This is a genomic window from Saccharothrix variisporea (assembly GCF_003634995.1).
GTDB lineage: Bacteria > Actinomycetota > Actinomycetes > Mycobacteriales > Pseudonocardiaceae > Actinosynnema > Actinosynnema variisporeum.
The window spans coordinates 5,984,325-6,009,324 of record NZ_RBXR01000001.1 but is presented as its reverse complement, the minus strand read 5'-3'; the positions used below and the strand labels follow the sequence as shown (position 1 = coordinate 6,009,324).

The window sequence follows — 25,000 nt, the reverse complement described above, 5'->3', positions numbered from 1 at the left end:
CGCGCGTGCAGGCTGAGGAGTCCCCTCCCGCCGAGCAGCGCCGCCCGCCCAGTGCCGCCCGCCCAGTGCCGCCCGCCCGGTGCCGGCCGTCGCAGCGCCGGTCGTGGGAAATCCGGTTGCGGGCGTTCCTAGTGTCGTAAGACGTGCGCGCCTACGCCCATCTCGCGCTCGCCGGATTCCGCCGCTACTCCACCTACCGCCAAGCGATGTTCGCCGGTCTCGCCGCGAACGTCGTCTTCGGGCTGCTCCGCACCGCCGTCCTCGTCGCCACCGTCGCCGCCGCGCCCGTCGCGGGCTACGACGTGGCCGCCGCCGTCACCTACGTGTGGCTCGGGCAAGGGCTGCTCTCGTTCGTCGTCCTCTGGGGTGAGACCCAGTTGTCCGAGCGCATCCGCACCGGGGACGTCGTGGTCGACCTCTCGCGACCCTGGCACCTGCAAGCCGCGCTGCTCGCCGAGGACCTCGGGCGGGGCGCGTACTCGGTCGTCGTGCGGTTCGTGCCGCCGGTCGTGATCGGGGCGCTGCTGTTCCCGTTCCGGTGGCCGGGACCCGCTACCTGGCCGCTGTTCGCGGTCAGCGCGGTGCTCGGGCTTGTCATCAGCTTCGGGCTGCGGTTCATGCTCAACTGCACCACGTTCTGGCTGCTGGACAGCCGGGGCGTGGTGAACATGTACGCCGTCGTCAGCGGGCTGCTGTGCGGGCTGATCGTGCCGCTGGCCTTCATGCCGGAGTGGGCGCGGGACGTGCTGTGGGCGACGCCCTTCCCCTACCTGCTTCAGGCGCCGATCGACGTGTTCCTCGAGCGCGGTCCACAGTGGACGGTCCTGGCGTGGCAGGCGTTCTGGGCCGTGGCGGTGCTGGCCGCCGGGAACCTGGTGTTGTCGCGGGCCGTGCGGAAGGTGGTGGTGCAGGGTGGTTGAGACGTACCTGCGGCTGGTCGGCGCACGTCTGCGGGGGCAGTTCGCGTACCGGACGTCGTTCACCATCGAGGTCGTCGCGCAAGCTGTGGTGCAGGCGATCGAGCTCGCCGCGATCACCATCCTGTTCAGCCACGTCGAGGCGCTGGGCGGCTTCGACGTCCACGAAGTCGTCCTCGTGTACGCGATCGCCGCGACCGCGTTCGGGCTCGCCGACCTGACCGCGGGCCAGCTCAACGAACTCCCCACCTACATCCGCACCGGCTCGTTCGACGTGCTCCTGTTGCGCCCCTTGGGAACCCTGCCTCAGGTGATGGTCGGGGACATCCGCCTCAAGCGCATCGGCCGCACGCTGTTCGGGCTCGGCGCGATGGTGTACGCGTTGGCGCACAACGAGATCGCGTGGTCACCGGCGAAGGCCGCCCTGGTCGTCGTGGCGCCGGTCGCGGGGGCGGTGATCTTCGGGTCGGTGTGGGTGGTGGCGTGCGCGGTCTGCTTCTGGATGGTCGAGGGCCAGGAGATTGCGAACACCGTCACCTACGGCAGCAACGCGTTCACCTCCTACCCCGTCACCGTGTACTCGGGGTGGCTGCGCCGGTTCATGGCGTTCGTCGTGCCCGGCGCGTTCGTCGCCTACTACCCCGCCCTCGCACTGCTCGACCGCGCCGACCCACTGGGCGGGCCGGCCGTCCTGGGCTGGGTGTCACCGCTGGTCGCACTGGCCGCCGCCGTGGTCGCGGGGCTGGTGTGGCGGTTCGCCGTTCGCCACTACCGAGGGACCGGGTCATGATCGACGTCCGCGAGCTGTGCCGCGAGTTCACCGTCACCACCAAGGCCGGGCGGTTCCGGCGGACCCGCACGACGGTCCGCGCGGTCGACTCGGTCAGCTTCGAGGTCGCCGCGGGCGAGGCCGTCGGCTACGTCGGGCCGAACGGCGCGGGCAAGTCCACCACCATCAAGATGCTCACCGGCATCCTCGTGCCCACGTCCGGTCACGTCCGGGTGGCGGGCGTGGACCCGTCGCGCGCCCGGCGGGACCTGGCGCGACGGATCGGCGTGGTGTTCGGGCAGCGCAGCCAGCTGTGGTGGGACCTGCCGCTGCGGGACAGCTTCGACCTGCTGCGCTCGATCTACCGGGTGGACGCGCGCGACCACGCCCGCCGGCTGGACGAGTGCGTGGCGCTGCTGGACATGGCGGGGTTCCTCGACCGGCCGGTGCGGCAGCTGTCGCTGGGCCAGCGGATGCGCGGCGAGGTCACCGCGGCCCTGCTGCACGGCCCGGAGCTGCTGGTGCTGGACGAGCCGACGATCGGGCTGGACCTCGAGTCCAAGGAGCGGCTGCGCGAGTTCCTGGCCGACCTCAACACCTCGCGGGGCACCACGCTCCTGCTCACCACGCACGACCTGGACGACATCGAACGGCTGTGCCCGCGACTGGTGGTCATCGACCGCGGCACCGTCCTGGCCGACGGCCCGCTGGACGCGCTGCGCGCGGAGGTCGTGCCGGAGCGGGTGCTGGTCGTGGACCTGGAGAAGCCCGTTTCGCCGCTGGAGGGCGTGCCGGGCGTGGTCGACGTCCGGACCGAGCTGGGCGGCCTGCGGCAACACCTCACGTTCCGCAAGGACCGGACGACCGCCGCCGCCGTCATCGCCGCCGTCGCCGCGCGGGCCGAGGTGCACGACCTGGTCGTGGAGGAGCCCGAGATCGACGATGTGGTGCGCCGTTTGTACGCACGTCGGTAGAGTCGGGCGAAACGGGCACGCACCACCTACCCTCGGGAGTTCACATGCGCGCAGGTCGTCCGGTCGCCACCATCCTGCTGGCACTGGGACTCGTCGGCGCGGTGTCCGGGTGCGAGGCCGTGCAGCAGGCGCAGGACACCGCGAACTCCGTCGGTCAGGCGGCCGACAAGGCGCAGCTGTGCCTGGACGCGCTGTCGCTGGCCGGCTTCACGCCGAACGCCAGCGACCCGCAGAAGGCCGTCGAGGAGACCCAGGCCAAGGCGAAGCAGCTGGAGGAGCTGGCCGCGAAGGCCGGCGACGCGACGCTGAAGGACGCCATCAACGGCGTGTCGGACACCATGGGTCAGCTGAGCGCGGCGGACCTCGACCCGGCCAAGCTGGCGGACTGGACGTCGAAGAAGCTGGAGATGGTCAACAAGCTTTCCCAGGCTTGCGGCTGAGCGGAAACGCCAGGCTGTCGGTACCTTCAGAGTCGTCCTACGCTGTGACGCACCGGAGGTGTTGCAGATGCACGCGACAGTAGGCGACCGGTTGCACGTCCACAGCCGCGCTGTGGGTCTCGACGAGCGGGTCGGCGAGATCCTGGAGGTCCGCGGCGAGGAGGGTGCGCCCCCGTACCTGGTCCGCTTCTCCGACGGCCACGAGGGGCTGGTCTACCCCGGCCCCGACTGCCTGGTCGAACCCAGGACCGGCGACTAGCCACCGACCGAGCCCGCCCGGCTCCGGCGCCCTGGTTCCGGCGGCTGGGTCCGGGCGATCGGGTCCGGCGGCCGGGTTCCGGCGCCCTGGTTCGGCGGCTGGGTTCGAGCGATCGGGTCCGGCGCCCTGGTTCCGGCGGCTGGGTTCGGGCGGCTGCGTTCGGGCGGCTGCGTTCGGGCGATCGGGTCCGGCGGCCTAGTCGGACAACAACGACTCCACCTCGGCGTGGTACAGCAACGCCGGGTCGAACCCCATCGGCCCGAACTGCCCCGAGACCTCCAGGCTGACCACCCCGTGCAGCCTGGTGAACGCGCGCAACCCGGTCAGCAGGACAGCGGGCGGGAGCGCCTCTTCGCCCATCCCCGACGCCCAGGCCGCCAACTGCCCGTCCAACGCCGACCCGGCTCCCGAGGGCACCGCGCCGCTCCCTCCACCCACTTCGCTCCCTCCACTCACTTCGCCCCCTGCACCCACCTCGCCCGTCGCGCCGGCATCCGGCGCCGCGTCGGCCGCCTTCCAGGACCAGTCGATGTGGGTATGGCCCTGGGGACCTTCAGCGAGCACGCCCAGGAGCGCGCTCATCGTGCGGTGGGCGAGGGCGGCCGTGTCCTCCGGTGCGTGGTAGCCGGGTAGGGGTGTGCCGAACAGCAGCAAGTAGCGGTGTGGCTCGCGGAGGGCGTAGGTGCGGAAGGCGTTCGCGAGGGCGTGCACCCTCTCGCGCCGCGGCCGGCCCTGCGTCGCGCTGTCGGTCGCCTCCATCTGCTCGGCGAGGTCGCGCCAGGCGTCTCGGATCAGGTCGGTGAGCAGGTCGTCCCGGTTCTTGAAGTACCGGTACAGGGCAGGGCCGGTGATGCCCATGCGCTTGGCGATCGCGTTGACCGAGATGCCCTCGACACCCTGTTCGGCCAACTGCTCCAAGGCGATGCGCTTGGCCTCCTCCTTGGTGTCCTCGCGGTACTTCTCGCGCCGGGTGTTTCCCACGGTGCGACCACCTCCTTGAGAAGACACTCTAACTTGTGTTAGAACGTCTAACACAAGTTAGAGGTCATCAGGAGAGTGAGACGTCATGACGGTCGTGGTGTTGGGCGCAGGTCGGGGCATCGGGCACGAGATCACCCGGCAGCTCGTGGCGGACGGGCGCGAGGTGCGTGCGGTCACCCGGTCGGGTGGCGTGCCCGAGGGTGCGGAGGACGTGCGGGCCGACCTGATGGACCGGGAGTCGGCGGTCAAGGCGGCGCGGGGTGCCACCGTGGTCCACTTGGCGGCCAACGTGCCGTACACGAGCTGGGCCGAGATGTTGCCGACGATGTTCGACAACGCCGTCGCCGCCGCCGAGTCCGCCGGCGCGAAGCTCGTCCTGGCCGACAACCTCTACTCGTACGGGCCGGTGCCCGCGCCGTTCGACGAGAACACACCCGAGCGCCCGGCCGGCGCGAAGGAGAAGCTGCGCAGCGCGTTGGGCAAGCGCCTGCTCAGCGCATCGGTGCCCGTGGTCCTGGCCCGGTCCAGCGACTACTACGGACCGGGCGGCGTCGGGTCGCTGCCCGGCGAACTGGTCCTCAAGCCGCTCGCGGCGGGCCGGCAGCCGTTCTGGTTCGGCCCGCTGGACGTGCCGCACACCTTCGCCTACCTCAGCGACACGGCCCGCGCCCAGATCGTCCTCGGCGACGACCCCCGGGCCGACGGCCGCGTCTGGCACACGCCGGCCGCCGAGACGCTGACCGTCCGCGAGTTCATCGCCCTGGCCGGGAAGGTCGTCGGCAAGACCGCGAAGCCCTTCGCCCTGCCGCACGCCACGGTCCAGGTCATGGCCCTGTTCGACAAGCGGGTGCGGGGCATGGGCGAACTGGCCCACCAGCGCACCAAGCCGTGGGTGGTGGACCACACCGCCTACGAGACCACCTTCGGCCCGCTGCCGGTGACGCCGCACGAGGAGGCGATCGCGAAGACGGTCGAGTGGTACCGCGGCCGGCAGGCCTGACGCACCGGCGCGGCCGGGCGGGGGTCGGCGCGGCTGGGCGGGGATCGGCGCGGCTGGGCGGGGGTCAGCGCGGGCAGGCAGGGGGTCAGCGCGGGCAGGCGGGAATCGGCGCGGGCGGGGATCGGCGCGGGCGGGGATCGGCGCGGCCGGCCGGGGTCGGCGTGGCTGGGCCGGGTCAGCCGAGGATCGTGGTGATCAGGGCGTCGGCCAGGGCTGGGGTTGCGGCGGCGATGCCGGACCAGCGGCGGGTCAGGTCCGGGTCGAAGGTCAGGGGGCGGCCGTGGAGGTCCAGCAGTGCGCCGCCTGCCGCTGGGACGGTGACCAGGGCCGCGATCAGGTCCATCAGGCGGTGGGTGTCGGAGCCGGGGTCGGCGAAGGCGTCCACCGAACCCTCCGCGACCAGCACCGTCTCCAGGCACGTCGTGCACAGCACGCGGATCCGGTCGGCGGCGTTCGCTACGCGCATCCACGCGTCCTCGGTGCCGCGCTTGGGGCGCATCAGGCACACCGACGCACCCTTCAGCACCGTCCGGCCGGAGGTGCGGTACGGGGTCGGCTCACCCGCCCGCGCGGACCACGCCCGGCCCGTGTCGAACCACACCGTCAGCGCCTCCACCGGCTGGTCGTCCAGCACCAGCGCACCCGCGAAGCACGACAGCGGCACGCCCAGGGCGGCGTTCGCCGAGCCGTCCACCGGGTCGACCACGAGGGTGGCGGCGGACCCGTTGTCCACGAAACCCGCCTCCTCGGAGAGGAGGTTGACGCCCGCCGAGGACGCGGCCTCGGCGATCGCCTCCTCCACGATCGCGTCGACCCGCATGGTGGGTGTGCCGTCCGCACCGCCGGCGACCTCTTCGCGCAGCTCGGCACGGGTGTGCGCGGCACGGGCCTGCTGGTACGCGCGGGACGCTGCTCGGGCAGCGGCGGCCAGGGCCGGGTGGGTGTCGGGCGACAACTCGGGCTGCGGGACGGGCCACGGGTTCTTCGTCACGGGGTCCAGCCTGCCACGACGAAGCCCCCGTAGCCGGAGCGCACGGGGGCCTCGACGAGCGAAGAACTCAGATCAGGCCGAGGGCCCTCACCGCGTCGCGCTCCTCGACCAGCTCGGCCACGGAGGCGTCGATGCGGGCGCGGGAGAAGTCGTCGATCTCCAGGCCCTGCACGATCTCGTACCGACCGTCCTTCGAGACGACCGGGAACGAGGAGATCAGGCCCTCCGGCACGCCGTAGGAACCGTCCGACACGACCGCCGCCGACGTCCAGTCGCCCTCGGGGGTGCCGTTGACCCACGAGTACACGTGGTCGATGGCCGCGTTCGCCGCCGACGCCGCCGAGGACGCGCCGCGCGCCTCGATGATCGCCGCGCCGCGCTTGGCCACGGTCGGGATGAAGGTGTTCTCCAGCCACTCCTGGTCGTTCACGGCCTGGGCGGCGTTCTGGCCGTTGACCTCGGCGTGGAACAGGTCCGGGTACTGGGTGGCGGAGTGGTTGCCCCAGATCGTCAGCTTCTTGATGTCGCTGACCGTCACGCCCAGCTTCTTGGCCAGCTGCGACAGGGCGCGGTTGTGGTCCAGGCGGGTCATCGCGGTGAAGCGCTCGGCCGGGACGTCCGGCGCGTGCTGCTGGGCGATGAGGGCGTTGGTGTTGGCCGGGTTGCCGACGACCAGGACGCGCACGTCGTCCGCCGCGCCCGCGTTGATGGCCTCGCCCTGCGGCTTGAAGATGCCGCCGTTGGCCTCCAGCAGGTCACCGCGCTCCATGCCCTTGGTGCGCGGGCGCGCGCCGACCAGGAGGGCGATGTTCACGCCGTCGAACGCGGTCTTGGCGTCGTCGGTGATGTCGATGCCGGACAGCAGCGGGAAGGCGCAGTCGTCCAGCTCCATCGCGGTGCCCTCGGCGGCCTTGACGGCCTGCGGGATCTCCAGCAGGCGCAGGCGGACCGGGACGTCCGGGCCCAGCAGGTGGCCGGAGGCGATGCGGAACAGCAGTGCGTAGCCGATCTGGCCGGCCGCACCGGTGACGGTGACGTTCACGGGCGTGCGGGTCATGAGCCTTCCCGAATGACGATCTGACGGCTTCAGTCCCCGGGCACGACCACTAGGCAGGCAGCACCTGTCAGCGGCGGTCTCTACTCCGGGACCGGCGCATCGGGCGGTTTGCCCGACGCGGTGAGGTTACCAACCGGCGAACGATGACAAGGTGTGACAGTGGACATCATCGTCGGGGACGACTTCGCGGACGCGGATCTGAGCGGGCAGGAGTGGGTGGGGCGGTCGTTCGAGGGGTGCGACTTCACCGACGCCGACCTGCGGCGGCTGGTGACGTCCGGGTGCACGTTCACCCGGTGCACGTTCGAGCGCACCGACCTCGGCGAGTCGCGGCACTCCGCCACCGCGTTCCGATCGTGCCGGTTCGTCGGGGCGACGCTGGCCTCGGCGTCGTTCACGTCGTGCACGTGGCTGGGGTCGTCCTTCGTGGACTGCGTGCTGCGGCCGGTCGAGCTGGTGGAGACCGATCTCACGTTGGCGAGCCTCGCGCGGGCGCGGCTGCGGAAGGTGTCGCTGCGCGGGCTGCGGCTGCGCGAGGCCAACCTGGAGGACGCCGACCTGCGCGACGCGGACCTGCGCGACGCCGACCTCACCGGCGCCCGGCTGCGCGGGTGCGCGTTCGAGGGCGCGGACCTGCGCGGGGCGCGGGTGGACGCGAACGGGCTGGTGGCGGCGTCCCTGCGGGGTGCCGTGGTCGACGTCGAGCAGGCGATCGCCTTCGCCGCCGCCCACGGCCTCCGCGTTCAGTGAGGTCCCGCGTCAGTGAGGTCCCGCGTTCAGTGAGCCGGGGCCTCCTGGTTCGCGACCTCGACCAGGACGCCGTCGGCGATCAGGTCCTCGACCGACTTCGGCAGCAGGTAGGCGGTGCCGCCGCCGGGCTGCTCGAACCACGGCACGGCGACGCCGGTGAGCACCTCGACCGGGCGGCGCAGGCGGTACACGCGGTACGGGCGGTTGATCCACGACGGGACCAGTGACCGCTCCGCGAACGGGGTGCCGGCGACGTAGACGAGGTTGCCGGAGCCGTCGCCGAAGCGGTCGACCTCCATGCCGGCGGGCAGCTCGACCATCTTCTTGTGGCGGAAGAGGGTGAGCGGGGGCTCGCCGTTGAGCGGGGTGATCGGCCACTGGCGGGCGGCGGGCTTCGGGGACTCCTGCGGCTGCGGCTGCGGCGGGGCCGGGCGGCGCGGGGGTTCTTCGCGGAAGCCGTTGGTCAGGGGCGGGCGTTCGTCGCGGAAGGGCTCGCCGTTGAGGGGCGGGCGGTGGGGCTCCTCGCGGAAGTCCTGCGGACGGTGCGGTTCCTCCCGGAAGTCCGGGGCGCGGTGGGGTTCCTCGCGGAAGTTCTCCACGGGTGGGCGGTGCGGCTCCTCGCGGAAGGGTTCGCCGTTCATCGGCGGGCGCGGGGGCTGGGGGCGCGGGGGTGGGGGCGGCAGGGGGCGCGGGGTGCGGCGGCCGGTGAGGACGAGCTTGCCGACCAGGTAGGCGGCGGCGTCCTCGAGGCGGTCGAAGCGGACCGGGTTGGTCGGGCCGTGGTCGAACCAGGAGACCTCCCAGTCGCGGCCCTCGGTGCGCAGCAGCCACGTGCGGTCGACGGGCTCGCCGAAGCGGTATGCGGCGGGCGGCACGTCCAGCTCGTCCAGTGCGCGGCGCACGCCGGACAGCTGCTGCTCCTCCTCGGGCGTGACCTGGCGCGGCTCCACCGGGGCGGGCGGCGCGGGCGGCTCCTGGTCCTCGAAGCGCGGCTGCTCCTCGGTGAACCGCTCGTCCTCGGCGAACCGGTCGGGCTCGCCGAACTGGGCCTGCTCGCCGAACTGGGCGGGCTGGTCGAACTGGGCCTGCTCGCCGAACTGGGCGGGCTCGTCGAACTGGGGTTGCTGCTCGAAGCGGGGCTCTTCGTGGAACTGGTCGAACTCCGTGGTCTGCTCGGCGGCCTCGACGACCTCGGGCTCGGGCTCCGCTTCGGGTTCGTCGGCGAACTCGGGTTCGGCGGAGTAGTCCGGCTGGTCCGAGAACTCCGGCTGGTCGGTGTACGCGGGCTGGTCGCCGTACGCGGGCTGGTCGGCGAACTCGGGTTCGTCGGCGTACTGCGGGTCCTCGGCGACAGGTTCCTCGGCGGCGGGCTCGTCGGTGACGACCTCCACCTCCGCGGTCTCCTCGGCGGGCGCGGTGTCCGGCTGTTCCTCGGCGAACGGGTTCCACGCCTGGGTGGTCTCGACGTCCTCGGCGTCACGCTCGTACTGGGCGGGTGCGAAGAGGTCCATGCCGTCCACATAGGACTCGCGGCGGTACCGGTCGTCGATGACCGGGCCGTCCTCCTCGAACCGGACCCGGTAGGGCGGGCCGCTGTCGGCGAACTCGACGCGGTCGGCGCGCAGCTCGGTGAGGTTCGCGGTCTCCTCGACGTCCGAGCGGGCGTCGGCGCGGGCGTCGGCGCGGGCGTCGGGGCGCGGCGGCTCGGGCTGGTCGGGTGGCTCGGGCAGCGGGGTGGCGACGGTCTCGGCGACCTCCGCCGGCTCGTCGTGCGGCTGCTCGGCGAACGCCTGGAAGGGCTCGGGGACCTCGGCGACGGGCAGCGCGGTGTCGCGGGGCGCGGCGGGTGCGCCCAGGTTCGCGGCGGCGGCGACGCGGGCGTCCTCGGGGACCTCGGGCAGCACGTAGTCGTTGGCCTTGGCCCGCTCGACCAGCTCGGGCTCGGGCGGCACGCCGTACGCGCGCAGGTAGTAGCCGACGGCGGCGGGCCAGATCCAGTGGCCGTCGGTCTGGAACGCGACCGGCACGACGGCCGGGGCGTCGGGGTTGAGGACGTCGGCGTCGAAGCCGCGCCCGACCACCGCGACCGGTGCGCGGTCGAGGTAGCTCAGCAGCAGGTCCCGCTCGGCCTCGGGCACCGGCGGGCGGTTGACGGCGGGGCGGCCACCGGGGCCGGCGCCGTCGAACACGCGGGCGGTCCGGAAGCCGCGCGGCGGCACGGGGCTGGTCAGGACGGGCGCGGCGGGCAGACCCGCGCCGGGTGTCGACGGTCCGGGCAGGCCACCGCCGGGTGTGGAGGGACCGGGTAGACCGCCACCGGGTGTCGACGGACCAGGCAGGCCGGGTGTCGAGGGAGCGGGCAGGCCGCCGGGTGTCGAGGGACCGGGCAGGCCGGGTGTCGACGGGCCGGGGTGGTGGGCCTCGTGCTCGGGGGCCTCCTGGGCCGGGGCGTCGTAGGCCTGCGGCTCGTGGGCGGGTGGCGCGAAGGGTGGTTCGGGGTGCGCGGCCTCGTGCGGGGGCGGCGGGAAGAGCTGGGTCTCCTCGGCGGCCGGCTCGTGCGGGGCGCCGAACGGTGCGGCGGGGTCGTGCGGGGCGCCGAACGCGGCCGGGTCGTGCGGCGCGCCGAAAGCGTGCGGCTCGTGGGCAGCGGGGTCGTGTGGCGCGCCGAAGGCGTGCGGCTCGTGGGCGGCCGGGTCGTGCGGGGTGCCGAAGGGGCGGGGGTCGTGGGTCAGGGCCGGTTGGCCGCCGGGCGGGGTGGGCGGGCCGGGCTGGGCCGGCAGGGCCGGGCCGGGTGGGGTGTGGGGTGCGGGCGGCTGGGCGGCGGCCAGGCGGCGGCGCAGCCAGTCCGGCATGTTCTCGTCGGTGCGCGGGAAGAAGCGGACCTCGTCCACGTACGCCTGGGGCGGCGGGGGCGTCTGCCACGCGGGCTCGGCGCGGTCGAAGTCGAGGTTGTAGCTGGACGGGTGGTCGAGCTGGTAGCGGGCGTTGGACCAGCTCCCCCGGCCCTCCCGGTACATGCCCGCGCGCAGCCGCGCGAACAGGCCGGCCACCTCCTGCGGCGGCTGCCAGGCGCGCAGCGCGCCGTCCGCCGAGCGCACCTCGGCGGCCAGCTCGAAGTACCGGCCGGTGGCCCGGTACTCGGCAGTGACGTGGCGCCAGTCCTCCGGAGCGGCCCGCATCAGCGTGAGGCCGATCTGCTTGACCAGCGCGTCCTGCTCGGTCGGGTTCAACGGCTTCGGCTCGGACACGCCCACCATCTTCCCCCGCGACTCACCGTGCGCGCACGGGACCCCGTTGCGCCGAACGGACGAACCACGGGGTGCGACCGAACCTAGACCCCCGGTGGCTGTCCGGTCGCCTCGGCGATCTCCACCAACCGGCCGTCGGCCAGCAGGTCGCGCACGGACGCCACGAGGAAGTACCCCGTGCCGCCGCCGGGCTGCCCGAACCACGGCACCGCGACGCCCCTGACCGCCGGCACCGGCTGCTGGACGCGATACACGTGGTAGCGGCGGTTCAGCCAATCCGGTGGCAGCGACCGCTGACCGAACGCGGTGCCGGCCGCGTACGCGAGGTTGCCGCTGTCCGCGCCGAACCGGTCCAGCTCGGTCCCGGCGGGCAGCACGACCGCCTCCCGGTCGCGGAACAGCGACAGCGGCGGCTCGTCGGGCAGCGGCTGGATGTCGGCCACCGGCTGCACCACCTGCGCCGCCGGCTGCGCCCGGCCGCCCGCACGCTCGGCGTCCCGGTCGTCGCGCCACAGCAGCTCGGCCAGCAGCACCTTCGCCGCGTCCACGGCGTGCTCGTAGACCTTGGGCCGGCCGTGCGGCCCGCGGTTGGAGTCCCAGAACTGGACCTGCCAGCCGGACCGCCCCGGCGCGGGCTCCAGCACCAGCGCGTCCGGGCGCGGCTCGACCAGCCCGTACTCGTGCTCGGCGACCCCGTAGTGGTCCAAACGGGCCTTGAGCTGGTCCAACGCCCGCCGGTCCACGTCGGTGATCACGCGCGGCGCGTACGGGGGCAGCGGCGCGCTCTCGGCCTGGCCGGAGGCGACGGCGGTGGCGGCGGCCTCGGCGTCCGGGGACACCGGCGGCACGGTGTAGCCGTTGTCCCGGATGTGCTGCACGAGCTGCGGCACCGGCGGCACGTGGTGGTGGCGCAGGTAGTAGGCCGCCCCGCCGGGCCACACCCACGTGCCGTCGGTGTGGAAGGACAGCGGCACGCCGGGTGTGGCGTCGGGGTTGAACACGTCCTTGCCGTAGGAGCGGGCGGCCAGCACGACCGGCGCACCCTCCAGGTAGGACAGGACGTCGTCCAGCTCCTGCGGGTGCGGGCGGGGGCGGTCGGCGGCGGTCGGCACGCCCTGCGCGTCCAGCCCGTCGAACAGAGGGGCGCTGATCAGCGGCACGGGCGGCGACTGGATCGGGATCGGCCCGGTGGGCGGGTCGGCGGGCGGTCCGGCGGGCTCGGTCGGTCCGGCGGGCTCGGGCAGGCCGGCCTTCTCCGCGAGCCACGCCGGGACGTGGTCCCGGGGGTGCAGCTCCAGCTCCTGCGCGTAGTGCTCCGGCTTGGGCGGTGACGTCCAGTCCGGCTCGGCGTCCCGGTTGAACTCGGCCGAGTACGTGTCCGGGTGCACCAGGTGGAACTTGACCGACAGCCACGTGCCGCCGCCCGGCCGCGCCATGCCCTCGCGCAGCTGCACGAAGAACGGCAGCGCCTCGTCCGGCAGCCGCCACTGGAACGACGACCCGTACATCGTCAGGCCGGTCGCCTCGGCCTCCAGGTACCGGCCGACCATGCGGAAGTCGACGAACAGCTGCTCCCAGTCGCCGCGCAGGCGCTGCACCAGCAGCGTCGTCAAGGAGCCGAGGATCGCGTTCTGGTCCTCGGTGTCCAACTGCGGCGCGGTCATGCGTTCTGCTCCTCGGTCGCGGCTTCGGCGAGCTTGGCCCGCAGCCAGTCCGGCACGAACGCGTCGTCCCGGGGGAACGCCGCCAGGTCGCGCGCGAAGTCCGCGGCGGGCACCGGCGGGTCGAACTGCGGGTCGTGGTCGATGTTGTAGGTGATGTCGATGCGCGCCGGCGCGTTGACCACGCACCGGCACGAGAACCACGTGCCCCGCCCCGGCTGGTACAGCGCCTGGCGCAGCTGCGCGAACGCCTCCGCCAGGCCCTCGGGCGGCAGGGCCTCGGGCGTCGAACCGTCCGGCATGTACACGGTCAGCGCGAGGTCCTGCACGGCGACCGTCATCCGCACCAGGAGGTCCACGCGGCGGAACCCCTCGGGCGCGACGTCCAGCAGCAGACCGCCGATGACCTGGAGCAGCTCGTCGTGCCGCTCAGAAGCCGACTGGCCAGAGGGCTGCGTTGTGCTCATTGGGGTAGCTCCTGACGTAGATCTCGGTCGTGCCGTCCGGGCGGGTCACGCGCCAGCGGGTCTGGTACGTGTGCGGGTGCCGGGTCAGCGGGTCGCGCAGGGCGAAGGTGTCGATGATCTCGACCGTACCGCCGGCCTTCATGAACTTCGACCGGTCCCGCTCCATCCGGTGCCACGTCTCGTCGGTGGCGAACGCGGGCCGGCCGTTGCCCTGGTTCTGGTCGCGCTGCTGGCTGGACTGGTTGGCCGCCTCGCCCGGGAAACCCAGCTCGTTGCCCTGGTGGTGACCGCCGTCGGACAGCTTCTTGCCGCTGCCGTCGACCTCGCCGTGCGTGCCCACCTCGCTCTGCGCGGCCCCGTCCCGGCGGATCGCGCCGCCGGAGGACAGGTCGGGCCGGCCGGTGGTGGCGACCGTCTCGCCGTCGCCGTTGGTGCGGCCCCGCCACATGTCGTTGTCGGCGGTCAGGACCGCGTTGGGCAGCGGCAGGTTCAGGTCCGGGCTGAACGGGCGGAACGTGTGCACGTGGCCGACCGTGCCGTCGTCGCCGGTCTGGAACGTGCCGTAGCCCTGGTTCTTGTGGTCGTCCAGCACGAACCGGGTGCCCGGCGGCAGGTCCGCGCGGGCGGCGAACGGGTCGCTGTTGCCGAACGGGCGGGTGACGGCGGCGTGCTGCTCGGGCGTCCAGTTCGAGGTGTCGCCGGTGACCTTCACGGAGTAGACGTACTCACCGTCCACTTTGGTCCGTTCGAGGGTGAGCCGGACCTCGTTGTCCGGCTTGGGCCAGGTGGTCGTGGGCTGTTCGGCGCGGCCGAGGCCGTAGAAGCCGTCCGAGGTGACCTGGGCGTGCGCCGGGGCCTGGGCGATCTCGGCGTTGACCCGGCTGCGCTGACCGGAGTGGGTCTCCTCGAACACCACGTGCCCGGTGTCGTCGGTGAGGAACCGGCCGCGCCGCTGGCCGTGCTCGTCGGTGACGACGTACTCGGTGTTGGGGTCGTGCACCTGGCCGGGGCGGCTGAACGGCTGGCCCTGCTTGACGTCGTCGACCGTCCTCTGGTGCGTGGTGGGCGGTTCGACGCGGTCGACGGCGTTCTGCGGGTGGCCGTTGGCGTCGGTGGTGAACTCCTGGTGCAGCGGGCCGCGGTCGACGTTGTAGTTCGCGCCCGCGATCGGGTGCATGACCTCGGGGTTGCGGCCGTGCTCCAGGAAGTCGGGTGCGGCGATCCACTTCGGACGGCCGTCGCCATCGGTCTGGACCGTGCCGCGGTGGTTGCCCTCGGTGTCGTAGACGTCCATCCGGGTGTCCGGCGGGAGGTCCGTGCGCGCGGTGAACGCCTCGCCGGGCTTCGGCGCCATCGGGTGGTTCTGGTCGATGGTGACCCGGCCGTTGGCGGCGGGCGGCGGCGGGTCGATCAGGACCGTGCGCTGGACCTGGACCTCCTGGCCGCCGATCTTGATGGTGTCGGTGGTCGTCTGGCGGGTGCCGTCCGGGTTGGCGACGAACACGTCGTGCCGGTGCCCGGTCTCCACGCGGTAGTGGGCGTTCGGCGCGGGGTGCAGGAGTTCCGGGTTGTCGGTGTTGTGCGCGACGGCGTCCACGAAGATCCGGCCATCGGCGTCGACGTGCACGATCGTGCGGACCTGGCCGTCCGGGTTGCGCACCTCGATCGTCGTGTCGCGGGGCAGGTCGGTGTTGTGGAACAGCGACTCGGTGCTCTGGTGGGTTTGCCGGTGGGTGGTTTCGGGTTGCTGCCACGGGGTTTGGACCTGGGGCTCGATGTCCAGCCGGCCGCGGTGTTCTCCGGTGGCGAGATCGCCCTTGGGTTCGTGGCCGGGCGGCATGCCGTGCTCGCCGACCGGGGTGCTCGTGCCGTCCGGCTCGAACCGGTGCCAGCCGCCGTCCGGGGGGATCTTCGGGCCACCGGACTCGGTGGGTGAGCTGGAGTAGAGGTTGCCGTGCTGGTCCGACCACGCCAGGCGGTCCGGCGCGATCACCGGCTGACCGGTCTCGCGGGCGACGTGCGCGGCGAGGCTGTTCTCCCCGCCCGCCGCCGCGTCGCAACCGACGAAGACCAGGGGGCGGTTGGCGAGGTCGGGGTGGTTGTTGATCAGCTCGACCAGTTCGGCACGGGTGTAGTGCCGGTCGCCGATGCGGACGCCGTCGCCGTCGGTGTGGATGTCCAGGACCGCGTGGCCGTCGACGGGCGGGATGCGGCTGGAGAGGTCGTTCAGGTGCGGCTCGGTGTGCAGGGCGACGCCGGCGTCGGTGACCTGGCTGTTCCGGATCGCCTGGTCGACGGTCTGGGAGACCGGGCCGAGCGGGATCGGTCCCTGGTGGGCGACCGGGCCGATGTCGGGTGCTGCCGTTTGTGGGGTGTGGTCGTCGAAGGCGCCGTTCTGGGCCTGGTCGACGGTGACCGGGTCGGGCGTGCGGACGTTGCCGTGCTCGTCGAACGTGCCGAAGTCGGGCGGCAGCACCTTGCCATCTGCGGGCGGGACGTCCACCTCGCGCATCAGGCCCAGGTCGATCAGGCGCTGCACGCTCATCTGGCCGGTGTTGGGGTCGACCAGGTCCGGGTGCGCGACCGGCTGGAGCTGGCGCGCGCCGCCGGGTTGGTCGAAGGCCGGGGCGACGGGGGCGAGCTCGACGGTGAGCGGGGCGTCCAGGACGTAGACGTGGTAGCCCTTGCCGAGGCTGTCCGGGAGGATCGCGCGCTCACCGAACCCGTACGGCTTGCCGTCTGTGTTCAGGGGCGAGAGGAAGTCGCCCTGGGGGCTGCCGAACCGGTCGAGGACGGTGCCCGCCGGGAGCTCCACCACGACCCGGGGGCCGTCCGCGCCCTGGTTCGGGGGCCAGGCGATGGAGCCGTCGGGGTTGGAGTGGGCCTGGATGAACGGCTCGTAGCTGCCGTGCGGGCCGTAGGGCTGGTAGGTCGGTTCGACGATGGCGGCGGCGCGCTGGTCGTAGGTGCCGACTTCGCGGTCCGTGGGGCCGGTGCTGTCGTGGAAGGAGTGGTAGGGGCCGTCCTGGGAGAAGCCGGGGACCACGCCGGCCGGGTTGCCCCAGACTCCCTTGTGGGGGAACGGGTCCGCGGGGGTGGCCGGGGTTTCCGGGGTGGGTTGGGTGTCTTCGGGCCACTCGTGGCCGGCGGCCGGGGTGTGCTCGTCGCCGGGGTCGCCGATCGTGTCCGCCGGGGAGTCCGGGGTGGGGTCGGGTGTCGGCTCGGGGGTGGGGTCGGGGGTGGGGTCGGCGACCGGTTCCGGGGTGGGGTCGGCGGCGGGATCCGGGGTGTGGTCGGCCGGGGTGTGGTCGGCCGGGGTGTCGCGGGGCGGCGGGTTTTCGGTGTTGCGGGAGGCCGGTGTGTCGGTGACGCGGGGAGCCGGCGTGTCGGTGTTGCGGGAAGCCGGTGTATCGGTGCCGCGGGGAGTCGGCGTGTCGGTGCCGCGTGCTGCCGGGGCCGGAGGCGGGGTCTCGGTCCGCGGGGACGGGGTGGGAGCGGGGTGGGGCGTCGTCGGGACGGCGGTACCCGGGTGTTGGGGGCCGAACGTGCTCGGCGGCTGCGTCGCCGGGCCGCGCTGTTCGGGCATGACCGGGGAGTTCTGGTGCGGGATGTGCGGTGCGCTCGCGTAGGGCTGGGCCGGGATGCCGGTGACCGAGGCGGCGCCGGTGTCGTCGTGGGGACGGTTGCTCTGCGGACGGTTGCCCGGGTTGGGGTCGCTGAACAGCCCGCCACCCGCCGGCGCGGACGGGCCACGTCCGCCTCCGGTGCCACCGCCGCCGGGTGCCCCGCCTCCCGGCGCACCCGTGGGAGGAGCCGCGAACCCGCCCGCCATCGGCGCGGCACCCGCCCCGCCCGACGGACCGCCCGCAACAGGACCACCCGCAGCCGGACCAGTTGCGGCCGGGCCAGTTGCGGCCGGGCCAGTTGCGGTCGGGCCAGTTGCGGTCGGGCCAGTTGCGGCCGGGCCAGTTGCGGTCGGGCCAGTTGCGGTCGGGCCAGTTGCGGTCGGGCCAGTTGCGGTCGGGCCAGTTGCGGTCGGACCACCCGCAGCCGGACCACCCGCAGTCGGGCCACCTGCGGCAGGGGCCGAGGGTGCCGGGGCGGGCGCGAAACCCGCGGGGCTTGCCGGAGCCTTGCCGCCCGCGACCGGGGAGGTTCCCGGAGTCGGACCACCGGTCGGGGCCGGACCACCGGTGGGCACCGCGCAACCGATCGGCACCGCGCCACCGGGTGCGGTCGGGCTACCGGGGACACCGGGACCGCCGTGAGTGCTCGGGACACCGGGTGCGGTCGGGCTGCCGTGGGTCGCGGGGATGCCGGGTGCGGTCGGGCTGCTGTGAGTCGCGGGCACGCCGGGTGCGGTAGGGGTGGGTGCGTGGGGTAGGCCGGGCGTCGGGCCGCCGAAAGTGGGGCGTGGGCCGGGGGTTCCGCTGTGGGGTGTGCTGCCGCCGGGAGTCGGGCCACTGGGAGTCGGGCCGCCGGGGGTTGGGCCGCCGAAGGTTGGGGTGTGGCCGGGAGTCGGTGCGCCCGACCTTGTTCCGCCGGGACCGCTGGAACCGCCGGGAGACGTGCCCACGGGTGGCGCGGAGGGGGTGGGGGCGTGGTGGGTGCCCGAGCCCGCAGGCGATCCGCCGGTCAGGCCGGTCGGCGTGCGGCCCGCGGGAGAAGTGCCGCCGGGAGTCGGAGAGGCCGACGGGGTGGGTGCTCCCAACCGCCCGCTGATGGACGACGTCCCGCCCGACACCGGCGAAGTCGGCACGGTCGCCCGACCACCCGACACCGCGGGAGGCGGCGAGTTGTCCGCACCGCCGACGCTCGGCGCAGGCGCGGCGTGGGTGGGAGTCGGGGCCGGTGGTGCGGAGACCGCAGAAGTCGTGGTGCCGTCGTGGCCGACTGGGTTGAGGCCCTCGCGGCGCACGGTCGGGCCGGGGGCCGTAGGGGTGGCCGCGGACGGGGTCACGGTGGGCGGTGGGCCGATGTCCGGCGGGCGGGAGACCGGACCACCAGGGTCGCCGGGGTTCACGCGGGGCGGTTCGACGGTCAGGCCGTCCTTCGCCCCGCCGATGCCGCCGGACACCGCACCCGAGGTCGCACCCAGCAGCACGTCCCGGGCGCTGATGTCCTGGCCCATCACGGCGGCGGTGCCGACCGTCGACACGGCACCCTCGACGGCACCGCGCGTGGCACCCGCGGCCACCTGTCCGGCCAGGCCGCCGCCCTCGAACTTCAGCCCACCGGACAACCCGCCGACCACGCCCGACACGGCACCGGACACCGCCGCCTCGCCGGTCTTGCCCCAGTCCCACTGGGTGCGGTCGCCGCGGGCCACCTGGATGCCCTGGATGACGACGTCGATCCCGACCGAGATCGCCACCTCGCGCAGGATCGCGATCACCAGCTGCCGGAACGTGAACTGCACGACCAAGCGGGTCGCCTGCTGCGCGATCGGGATCCCCGCCGTGGACGCGCCGAAGGTCCCGAACGCCGCCGCGATCAGCGCCGCGATCTCGATGGCCAGCGCGATCAGGGACGCGATGATCGACAGCTTGGTGTACTCGACCTCCAGCGCCGAGTTGTCGCAGCTGTCCGCGAGCTGCTCGCACACCTTCTGCAGCTTCGGCAGGTACGAGTCGTCACCGCCGGCGAACTTGGCCCAGTACTCCTCGAACCGCTGCACCGCCTCGCCGGTCTGGCTGGCGGTCACGGTCGAGGCGGCGCCGTTGGCCTGGTCGATCACCGACTTCACGCCCTGCGCGGCGGTCCGGTACGCGTCGGCCATGCGCCGCAGCGCCGTCTCGTCGCCCTCCGGCCAGCTCTGCCCGACCACGATCGGGAAGAGCCAGGTGACCTCGCTCGGGATCTCGATACCCACCGCTCGCGCCCCTCAGCTGGAAAAACGTCAGTAGGTCCGGGAGATCCCGGTCGCGTTGCCCTGGTCGGACCCCTCGTAGGCGTCGGCCGACTGGTCGACGCCGGTCCGGATGTCCTGCAGCGCCTTGGCGAGGTTCTTGAAGGCGTCCAGGGTCGCCGTGGAGTTCGGCACGTACTGCTGCGCGAACGCCTGCCCGGACTCGTCGCCGCCCCAGCACTGGCCCTCCGCCTGGAGAGCCCCGTTCAACGCCTGGAAGACGCCGTCCAGCGAGTCGCCGGCGGCGCTGAACTGCGCGCCGCCGCGCCGCATCCCGGCCACGTCTACCTGGAAGCCGCCGTTCACCAGCCACTCCTGTCCATGATGCTGTCGCCGTCGTCGTCATCGGGTGGCGCCGGCGCGCGGCGCGGTGGCGTGGCGGTCGGCACGGCCGGCGGCTTGGGGATCAGGTCGGCCAGCGACGGCACCCCCGGCAGCAGCTCGGACAGGTCGACGCTCCCGCCCTGCTGGGCCGGGGCCAGCACCTCGGTGACCTCGGTGCGCGCCTTCGCGATCGCCTGGAGCACGGTCTCCGTGGTGAGCCGGGCCAGCTTGTCCGGCGTGGTGCGCTCGAACGCGTTGGGCGAGAACTCCAGCGACGTCAACGCGCCCGTGGAGTCCACCGAGGCGCGCACGCTGCCGTCCTTGGACACCGCCGTGGCGCTGACGGCCTGGGCCCGCGCGGCGGTCTCGTGCAGCTCGGCGGTCTTGGTGCGCAGCTCCGCGAGGAGGCTGTCGACGCGTTCGCGCATGGCGGCGTTGCGCGCCTCCAACTCGGCTCGGCGTCCGGTGGGATCGGTCACAGCTGTCCCCTCGCTCGTGCCCCTAGAAGGTGCAGACGCTAGCCGAGGGCTCCGGGTTCCCGCCGAAATCCGGTCCGGTTTTGTCGGGGGTCGGGTGCAGAGTGGGGGTCGTGCTCCGGCCCTACCGCGAACTCGCCTCCGTCCCCGGTCTTCCCGCTTTGCTGGTGTGGTCGCTGTTGGGCCGCATCCACATGCCGGGCACACCGCTGGCGTCGTCGTTCCTGATCGCCGGGTGGACCGGGTCCTACACGGCGGCGGGGCTGGTCGGCGGGGCGTTCGCGGTCGGGCTGGGCGCGGCGAGCCCGTTGCGCGGTCGGGCCGCCGACCGGAGTCCAGCGAGCCGGTTGTTGCTGGTCACGGCCCTGGGTTACGGGGCGGCGATCACCGTGGCGGGGGTCGTCCCGCTGGTGCTGCCGCCGTCGTGGTGGCCGCTGTCGGTGCTGGTGGCGGCGGTCGCGGGGATCATGATGCCGCCGGTCACGCCGATCAGCCGGGCCACCTACCCCCGCATGGCCACGGGGTCGGCGGGGACGGCCGTGTTCACCGTCGAGGCGTCGATGCAGGAGCTCATCTACGTCATCGGACCGGCCCTGACCGCGATGGTGGTGGCGTTCGTCAACCCGCAGGTCGCGTTGTGGATGTGCGGGGCGTTGGCCGTGCTGGGCGCGTTCGGGTTCCGGGCCGCGCTGCGGCGGGCCGGGATGGACGAGCCGGTGCCCGGCGGCGAGAAGCACACCGGGCGCACGCTGCTGGCCGACCGGTCGATGGTGTTCGCGCTGGCCACGGGGTTCTGCATCGTCGCGTCGCTGCTGACCATCGACCTGGTGATCATCGCGTGGGCGCGGGACCTCGGGCGGCCGGGCCTGGCGGGCGTGCTCACGGCGGTGTGGGGCGTCGGGTCGGTGCTGGGCGGGCTGATCGCCGGCGGGTTGCACGGCGAGCCTAGGTTCACCCGGCGGATGGTGTTGCTGGCACTGGGGGTGGTGGCGCTGGTGCCGGTGCTGCCGCCGGTGGTGGAGCCGTCGTCGGTGTGGTTGATCGGGCTGGTGCTCGGCGTGGGCGGGATGGCCATCGCGCCGGCGATCGCCGCCAACAACACCCGGATCAGCGACATCGCGCCGGAGGGGCGCAAGGCCGAGGCGTTCGGGTGGCTGGGCGCGTTCACCACCGCCGGGCAGGCGTCGTTCCTGCCGGTGGCGGGGTGGCTGCTGGACCTGGTCGGGCCGGCCGCGGCGGCGGGGTCGAGCGCGGTGGCGGCGTTCCTCGGCGTGCTGCTGGCCAGTCGGGTGCGGGTGCCGGCGCGCGTGGAGGCGGCTCGTGCCGTTGGCTGAGGCGGTGACCTCGCGGGAGGCGGTGCGGGTTCGGGTCGTCGGGGCGCTCGTCGCGTTCGTCGGGGGTGCGTTCCTGACGGTGCAGGGACGGTTGAACGGCGAGCTGGGGCACGTGTTCCGGGACGGGTTCCTGGCCGCGCTGGTGTCGTTCGGCGGCGGGTTGCTGCTGATGCTGCTGATCGTGCTGCCGGCGCGGGCCGGTCGGGCGGGGCTGGCGCGGCTGCGGGAGGCGTTGCGGGACGGGCGGATCCGGTGGTGGCAGTGCGTCGGCGGGGCGTGTGGGGCGTTCTTCGTGTCCACGCAGGGGTTGACGGTCGTCGCGCTGGGCGTGGCCGTGTTCACCGTCGCGGCGGTGGCGTCGCAGGTGGTGAGCAGCCTGCTGGTGGACGCGGCGGGGCTCGGGCCGACGCGACAGCCGCTGACCGTGCCGCGCGTGGTGGGCGCGGTGCTGGCGGTGCCGGCGGTGGCCGTGGCGGTGGCGGAAGACTTCGCGTCCCCGTCCGCGCTGTGGTTGGCGGTGCTGCCGGCGGTCGCGGGCATGGGGTTGGGCTGGCAGCAGGCGGTGAACGGGCTGGTGCGCGAGACGGCGGGCAGCACGCGCGTGACGGCCCTGGTCAACTTCTCCACCGGGACCGCCGTGCTGCTCGTGGTGTGCGCGGTGGACGTGGTGGTGCGGGGGTTCCCGACCGCCGCGCCGAGCGAGCCCTGGTTCTACGCGGGCGGCGCGCTGGGCATCTGCACGATCGGGTCGGCGGTGCTCGCGGTCCGCTGGATCGGGGTGCTGCTGGTCGGGTTGGCGCAGGTCGCGGGCCAGTTGGTGGGCGCGCTGGCGGTCGACGTGATCGCCCCGGCGGCGGGGACGCAGCTGTCCGCGACGACCGTCGTGGGCACGGTGTTGACGCTGCTGGCGGTGGCGGTCGCCGCGCTGCCGAGCCGCCGGTGATGCGAAGATGGGGTGCGTGACGGCGACGATCCTCAACGGCAGGGCCACCCGGGACGCGATCTTCGACGACCTGCGGACGCGGGTCGCGGTGCTGGTCGAGCGGGGGGTGACGCCGGGCCTGGCCACCGTCCTGGTCGGCGACGACCCCGGCTCCCACTCCTACGTCAAGGGCAAGCACGCCGCGTGCGCGAAGGTCGGCATCACGTCGATCCGCCGCGACCTGCCCGCCGACACCACGCAGGAGCAGCTCGAAGCCGTCATCGACGAGCTGAACGCCGACCCCGCGTGCACCGCCTACATCGTGCAGCTGCCGCTGCCCAAGCACCTGGACGCCAACGCGATCCTGGAGCGCATCGACCCGGCCAAGGACGGCGACGGCCTGCACCCGGTCAACCTGGGCAAGCTCGTGCTCGGCGACGAGGCCCCGCTGCCCGCCACCCCGCGCGGTGTGGTCGAGCTGCTGCGCCGCTACGACGTGCCGATCGCGGGCGCGAACGTGACCGTCGTCGGGCGCGGGGTGACGGTCGGGCGGCCCATCGGGCTGCTGCTGACCCGCCGCAGCGAGAACGCCACCGTGACCCTGTGCCACACCGGGACCAAGGACCTGGCGGCCGAGGTGCGGCGGGCGGACATCGTGGTCGCGGGTGCGGGCAGCCCCGGCCTGATCACCGCCGACATGGTCAAGCCGGGCGCGGCCGTGGTGGACGTCGGCATCACCCGCACCGAGGCCGGGCTGGTCGGCGACGTGCACCCGGACGTGGCGTCGGTGGCCGGGTTCCTCGCGCCGATCCCCGGTGGCGCCGGACCCATGACCATCGCGATGCTGCTGACCAACACGGTCGAGGCCGCCGAGCGCGCGTTGGCGGGGTGAGGGCGGTGGAGCTGATGCCGGAGCAGCGCTGGCGGTCGGCGGCGGGCCAGCACCTGCCGTTCGCGCTGGTGGTGGGCGTGGTCGTGCTGGGCGTCCTGCGGATCGTGCAGTACCACTGGCGGCAGGGCGCGGTGCTGATCGGGATCGCGCTGCTGCTGGCCGCGCTGCTGCGGGTGCTGGTGACCGACGAGCAGGCCGGCCTGATCGCGATCCGCAGCCGGAGCGTGGACGCCCTGCTGTACTCGGCGTTCGGGTTCTCGGTCATCGTGGTCGCGATGACCATCATCGGCGGTCCGCTCAGCCGCTGATCGCGTCCAGCAGAGCGGTGAGCCTGGCGCGCCGGGCGGGGCGGCCGGCGGACACCCACTCGACCCGGCCGCGCAGGTGTGCCCGGAAGTCCGGGTGGTGGTGGCGGTTCTGCGACTCCAGGCCGTGCCGGGCGCAGTTGTGCAGGACCGCCTTCAGGTCGTCGTACTCGGCGCGCGAGGCGGCCGGGGTGTCGTTGACGACCAGGCCGGCGAGCCGTTGCCGCTGGTGCGCGGCGGCGATCCGGGTCTTGCGCGGGTTGAGCCGGAAACCTTCGTCCTCGACAACCCCGCGCACGCCGGGCAGCAGGCGGTGCAGGGGCAGGTCGTCGTCCCCGGAGAACGCGAGGTCGTCGGCGTACCGGGTGTAGGTGGCGCCGAGGGTGCGGGCCAGGCCCGCGAGGCGGCGGTCGAGGGCGCGGGCGATGACGTTCGCGGTGGCCGGTGAGCTCGGCGCGCCCTGCGGGAGGTGCGGTGCGGCGAGGCGGCGGCGCTGCGGCCAGTCGGCCGGGTGGAGCGCTTCCGGCGGGGTGCGGGTGGTGAGCAGGCCCGTGAGCGCGGTGGCCACGGTGATCGGGTAGCCGTGGGCGGTCAGGAGGCCGCGCAGGCGTGCGCCGGTGACGGACGTGAAGAACCCTTCGAGGTCCAGGCGGACGACCAGGGGTTTGCCGGCGTGGGGCGCGGCGAACGTCGTGGTGGACCGGCCCTTGCGGAAGCCGTGCGCCGCGTCGTGCACGTCGAACCGGTCGAGCAGGTGGCGGACCAGGCGGCGCTGGAGTTCGGCCAGGCGGGGCTTGGGCGACTCGATCAGCCGGCGGCCGTGCGACCGGCTCGGGACCCACCAGGTCCGGTAGTGGCGCAGGGGTTCGCCGGCGCGGCGGTTCCAGGCGCGGGCGTCGGCGAACCAGGCCAGTTCGCCGACGTCGAGGCCGAGGGCGCGGGCGAGGTCCCCGGTGGTCTCCCAGCGCGGGACCTCGCCGCGCCACCGGGGCTCTTCCGGGGGTGTCTCGAGCGCGAGATCGCCGACCAGCCGGACGAGGGAGGGCGCACCGCCGGGCGGGGCGGTGGGGCTGAGGCCGAGCAACCGCACGGCGAGGTCTTCCGCGGGGACCGGCCCGATCACGTCGGCGAGGCGCTCGGCGAGTCCACCGCGGTCCCACGGTCCGTCGAGGACGGCTGCCGCCTGGGCCTCGGTCAGCATGCGGGTCCTGTGGCGTGCGGCGGCGTGGCGCGACGCCTTCTCCGCCACTTCGGGCAGCCAAGCACGCGGAGCGTGCCGTTCTGCCTGGGGCGCAGTGGGTTCTTCGGGTCGTGCTCCCAGGGGT

Annotated in this window: 21 protein-coding genes; 11 read left to right on the top strand and 10 right to left on the bottom strand. The window is 73.7% G+C overall.

All coding sequences use genetic code 11. The features are described 5' to 3' along the window. Positions 1-143 precede the first annotated feature (143 nt). The 5 genes from DFJ66_RS27415 (at position 144) to DFJ66_RS27395 (ending at position 3,359) form a co-directional block, all read left to right on the top strand. Positions 144-920, top strand: coding sequence for an ABC transporter permease (locus tag DFJ66_RS27415; protein WP_121225150.1), 777 nt, complete (start codon positions 144-146; stop codon positions 918-920). Further along, positions 913-1,707, top strand: a complete 795-nt coding sequence (locus DFJ66_RS27410; protein WP_121225148.1) for an ABC transporter permease — start codon at positions 913-915, stop codon at positions 1,705-1,707. Before DFJ66_RS27415 ends, DFJ66_RS27410 begins: the two co-directional genes overlap by 8 nt. Further along, entirely contained in the window at positions 1,704-2,660 is a 957-nt protein-coding gene (locus DFJ66_RS27405; protein ID WP_121225146.1) for an ABC transporter ATP-binding protein, read from the top strand. The genes DFJ66_RS27410 and DFJ66_RS27405 overlap by 4 nt, the downstream gene beginning before the upstream one ends. 44 nt (positions 2,661-2,704) lie before the next feature. Continuing rightward, positions 2,705-3,100, top strand: a complete 396-nt coding sequence (locus tag DFJ66_RS27400) for a bacteriophage spanin2 family protein (RefSeq protein WP_121225144.1) — start codon at positions 2,705-2,707, stop codon at positions 3,098-3,100. A 67-nt stretch (positions 3,101-3,167) separates the two neighbouring features. Next, positions 3,168-3,359, top strand: a complete 192-nt coding sequence (locus DFJ66_RS27395) for a DUF1918 domain-containing protein (protein ID WP_121225142.1) — start codon at positions 3,168-3,170, stop codon at positions 3,357-3,359. 195 nt (positions 3,360-3,554) lie between these two features. On the opposite strand, the gene DFJ66_RS27390 is transcribed toward DFJ66_RS27395, so the two are convergent. Beyond that, entirely contained in the window at positions 3,555-4,340 is a 786-nt protein-coding gene (locus DFJ66_RS27390; RefSeq protein ID WP_121225140.1) for a TetR/AcrR family transcriptional regulator, read from the bottom strand. Between the two features lie 85 nt (positions 4,341-4,425). Here DFJ66_RS27390 and DFJ66_RS27385 point away from each other — a divergent pair, with 85 nt between their 5' ends. Further along, positions 4,426-5,340 (top strand): NAD(P)H-binding protein, encoded by a 915-nt coding sequence (locus DFJ66_RS27385; protein ID WP_121225138.1) that lies wholly within the window; start codon positions 4,426-4,428, stop codon positions 5,338-5,340. A gap of 175 nt (positions 5,341-5,515) precedes the next feature. On the opposite strand, the gene DFJ66_RS27380 is transcribed toward DFJ66_RS27385, so the two are convergent. After that, positions 5,516-6,331 carry an inositol monophosphatase family protein gene (locus tag DFJ66_RS27380; RefSeq protein ID WP_121225136.1) on the bottom strand — a complete coding sequence of 272 codons (816 nt, stop codon included), beginning with the start codon at positions 6,329-6,331 and terminating at the stop codon, positions 5,516-5,518. Positions 6,332-6,398: 67 nt separating this feature from the next. Beyond that, complete coding sequence (locus DFJ66_RS27375; RefSeq protein ID WP_121225134.1) at positions 6,399-7,388, bottom strand: malate dehydrogenase; 990 nt, start codon at positions 7,386-7,388, stop codon at positions 6,399-6,401. Between the two features lie 159 nt (positions 7,389-7,547). On the opposite strand from DFJ66_RS27375, the gene DFJ66_RS27370 reads away from it, so the two are divergent. Next, positions 7,548-8,138, top strand: coding sequence for a pentapeptide repeat-containing protein (locus tag DFJ66_RS27370; RefSeq protein WP_121225132.1), 591 nt, complete (start codon positions 7,548-7,550; stop codon positions 8,136-8,138). Between the two features lie 26 nt (positions 8,139-8,164). Here the strand turns inward: DFJ66_RS27370 and DFJ66_RS27365 are convergent, their stop codons facing one another. From DFJ66_RS27365 to DFJ66_RS27340, 6 genes are all read right to left on the bottom strand, one after another. Further along, a complete protein-coding gene (locus tag DFJ66_RS27365) occupies positions 8,165-11,395 on the bottom strand; it encodes a TNT domain-containing protein (RefSeq protein ID WP_121225130.1) in 3,231 nt (1,076 codons plus the stop codon). Positions 11,396-11,469: 74 nt separating this feature from the next. Continuing rightward, the gene (locus DFJ66_RS27360) at positions 11,470-13,050 is read right to left on the bottom strand and encodes a TNT domain-containing protein (protein ID WP_121225128.1); all 1,581 of its coding nucleotides are present in this window, start codon (positions 13,048-13,050) and stop codon (positions 11,470-11,472) included. Then, positions 13,047-13,514, bottom strand: coding sequence for a hypothetical protein (locus DFJ66_RS27355; protein WP_121225126.1), 468 nt, complete (start codon positions 13,512-13,514; stop codon positions 13,047-13,049). The genes DFJ66_RS27360 and DFJ66_RS27355 overlap by 4 nt, the downstream gene beginning before the upstream one ends. Next, positions 13,477-19,386 (bottom strand): WXG100-like domain-containing protein, encoded by a 5,910-nt coding sequence (locus DFJ66_RS45135; RefSeq protein ID WP_121225124.1) that lies wholly within the window; start codon positions 19,384-19,386, stop codon positions 13,477-13,479. The genes DFJ66_RS27355 and DFJ66_RS45135 overlap by 38 nt, the downstream gene beginning before the upstream one ends. Before the next feature lie 27 nt (positions 19,387-19,413). After that, positions 19,414-19,728, bottom strand: coding sequence for a WXG100 family type VII secretion target (locus DFJ66_RS27345; protein ID WP_121225123.1), 315 nt, complete (start codon positions 19,726-19,728; stop codon positions 19,414-19,416). Then, complete coding sequence (locus DFJ66_RS27340) at positions 19,725-20,225, bottom strand: YbaB/EbfC family nucleoid-associated protein (protein ID WP_121225121.1); 501 nt, start codon at positions 20,223-20,225, stop codon at positions 19,725-19,727. Before DFJ66_RS27340 ends, DFJ66_RS27345 begins: the two co-directional genes overlap by 4 nt. 110 nt (positions 20,226-20,335) lie before the next feature. Here DFJ66_RS27340 and DFJ66_RS27335 point away from each other — a divergent pair, with 110 nt between their 5' ends. The 4 genes from DFJ66_RS27335 to DFJ66_RS27320 are packed head-to-tail and all read left to right on the top strand — an operon-like array spanning position 20,336 to position 23,678. Continuing rightward, positions 20,336-21,556, top strand: coding sequence for an MFS transporter (locus DFJ66_RS27335; protein ID WP_121231814.1), 1,221 nt, complete (start codon positions 20,336-20,338; stop codon positions 21,554-21,556). Continuing rightward, a complete protein-coding gene (locus DFJ66_RS27330) occupies positions 21,543-22,499 on the top strand; it encodes a DMT family transporter (RefSeq protein ID WP_246029925.1) in 957 nt (318 codons plus the stop codon). The genes DFJ66_RS27335 and DFJ66_RS27330 overlap by 14 nt, the downstream gene beginning before the upstream one ends. 16 nt (positions 22,500-22,515) lie before the next feature. Continuing rightward, positions 22,516-23,370 carry a bifunctional methylenetetrahydrofolate dehydrogenase/methenyltetrahydrofolate cyclohydrolase gene (locus tag DFJ66_RS27325; protein WP_121231810.1) on the top strand — a complete coding sequence of 285 codons (855 nt, stop codon included), beginning with the start codon at positions 22,516-22,518 and terminating at the stop codon, positions 23,368-23,370. A gap of 14 nt (positions 23,371-23,384) precedes the next feature. Next, positions 23,385-23,678, top strand: a complete 294-nt coding sequence (locus DFJ66_RS27320) for a DUF3017 domain-containing protein (protein WP_121231808.1) — start codon at positions 23,385-23,387, stop codon at positions 23,676-23,678. Here DFJ66_RS27320 and DFJ66_RS27315 read toward each other — a convergent pair. Further along, positions 23,668-24,876, bottom strand: a complete 1,209-nt coding sequence (locus tag DFJ66_RS27315; protein ID WP_121225119.1) for a reverse transcriptase family protein — start codon at positions 24,874-24,876, stop codon at positions 23,668-23,670. The genes DFJ66_RS27320 and DFJ66_RS27315 overlap by 11 nt on opposite strands. Positions 24,877-25,000 lie beyond the last annotated feature (124 nt).

What these genes read in the sequence shown, in the direction of transcription:
- DFJ66_RS27405 (WP_121225146.1), top strand. Translation starts at nt 1,704, where the DNA reads ATGATCGACGTCCGCGAGCTGTGCCGCGAGTTCACCGTCACCACCAAG.
- DFJ66_RS27400 (WP_121225144.1), top strand. Translation starts at nt 2,705, where the DNA reads ATGCGCGCAGGTCGTCCGGTCGCCACCATCCTGCTGGCACTGGGACTC.
- DFJ66_RS27395 (WP_121225142.1), top strand. Translation starts at nt 3,168, where the DNA reads ATGCACGCGACAGTAGGCGACCGGTTGCACGTCCACAGCCGCGCTGTG.
- DFJ66_RS27385 (WP_121225138.1), top strand. Translation starts at nt 4,426, where the DNA reads ATGACGGTCGTGGTGTTGGGCGCAGGTCGGGGCATCGGGCACGAGATC.
- DFJ66_RS27375 (WP_121225134.1), bottom strand. Translation starts at nt 7,388, where the DNA reads ATGACCCGCACGCCCGTGAACGTCACCGTCACCGGTGCGGCCGGCCAG.
- DFJ66_RS27365 (WP_121225130.1), bottom strand. Translation starts at nt 11,395, where the DNA reads ATGGTGGGCGTGTCCGAGCCGAAGCCGTTGAACCCGACCGAGCAGGAC.
- DFJ66_RS27360 (WP_121225128.1), bottom strand. Translation starts at nt 13,050, where the DNA reads ATGACCGCGCCGCAGTTGGACACCGAGGACCAGAACGCGATCCTCGGC.
- DFJ66_RS27355 (WP_121225126.1), bottom strand. Translation starts at nt 13,514, where the DNA reads ATGAGCACAACGCAGCCCTCTGGCCAGTCGGCTTCTGAGCGGCACGAC.
- DFJ66_RS27320 (WP_121231808.1), top strand. Translation starts at nt 23,385, where the DNA reads ATGCCGGAGCAGCGCTGGCGGTCGGCGGCGGGCCAGCACCTGCCGTTC.
- DFJ66_RS27315 (WP_121225119.1), bottom strand. Translation starts at nt 24,876, where the DNA reads ATGCTGACCGAGGCCCAGGCGGCAGCCGTCCTCGACGGACCGTGGGAC.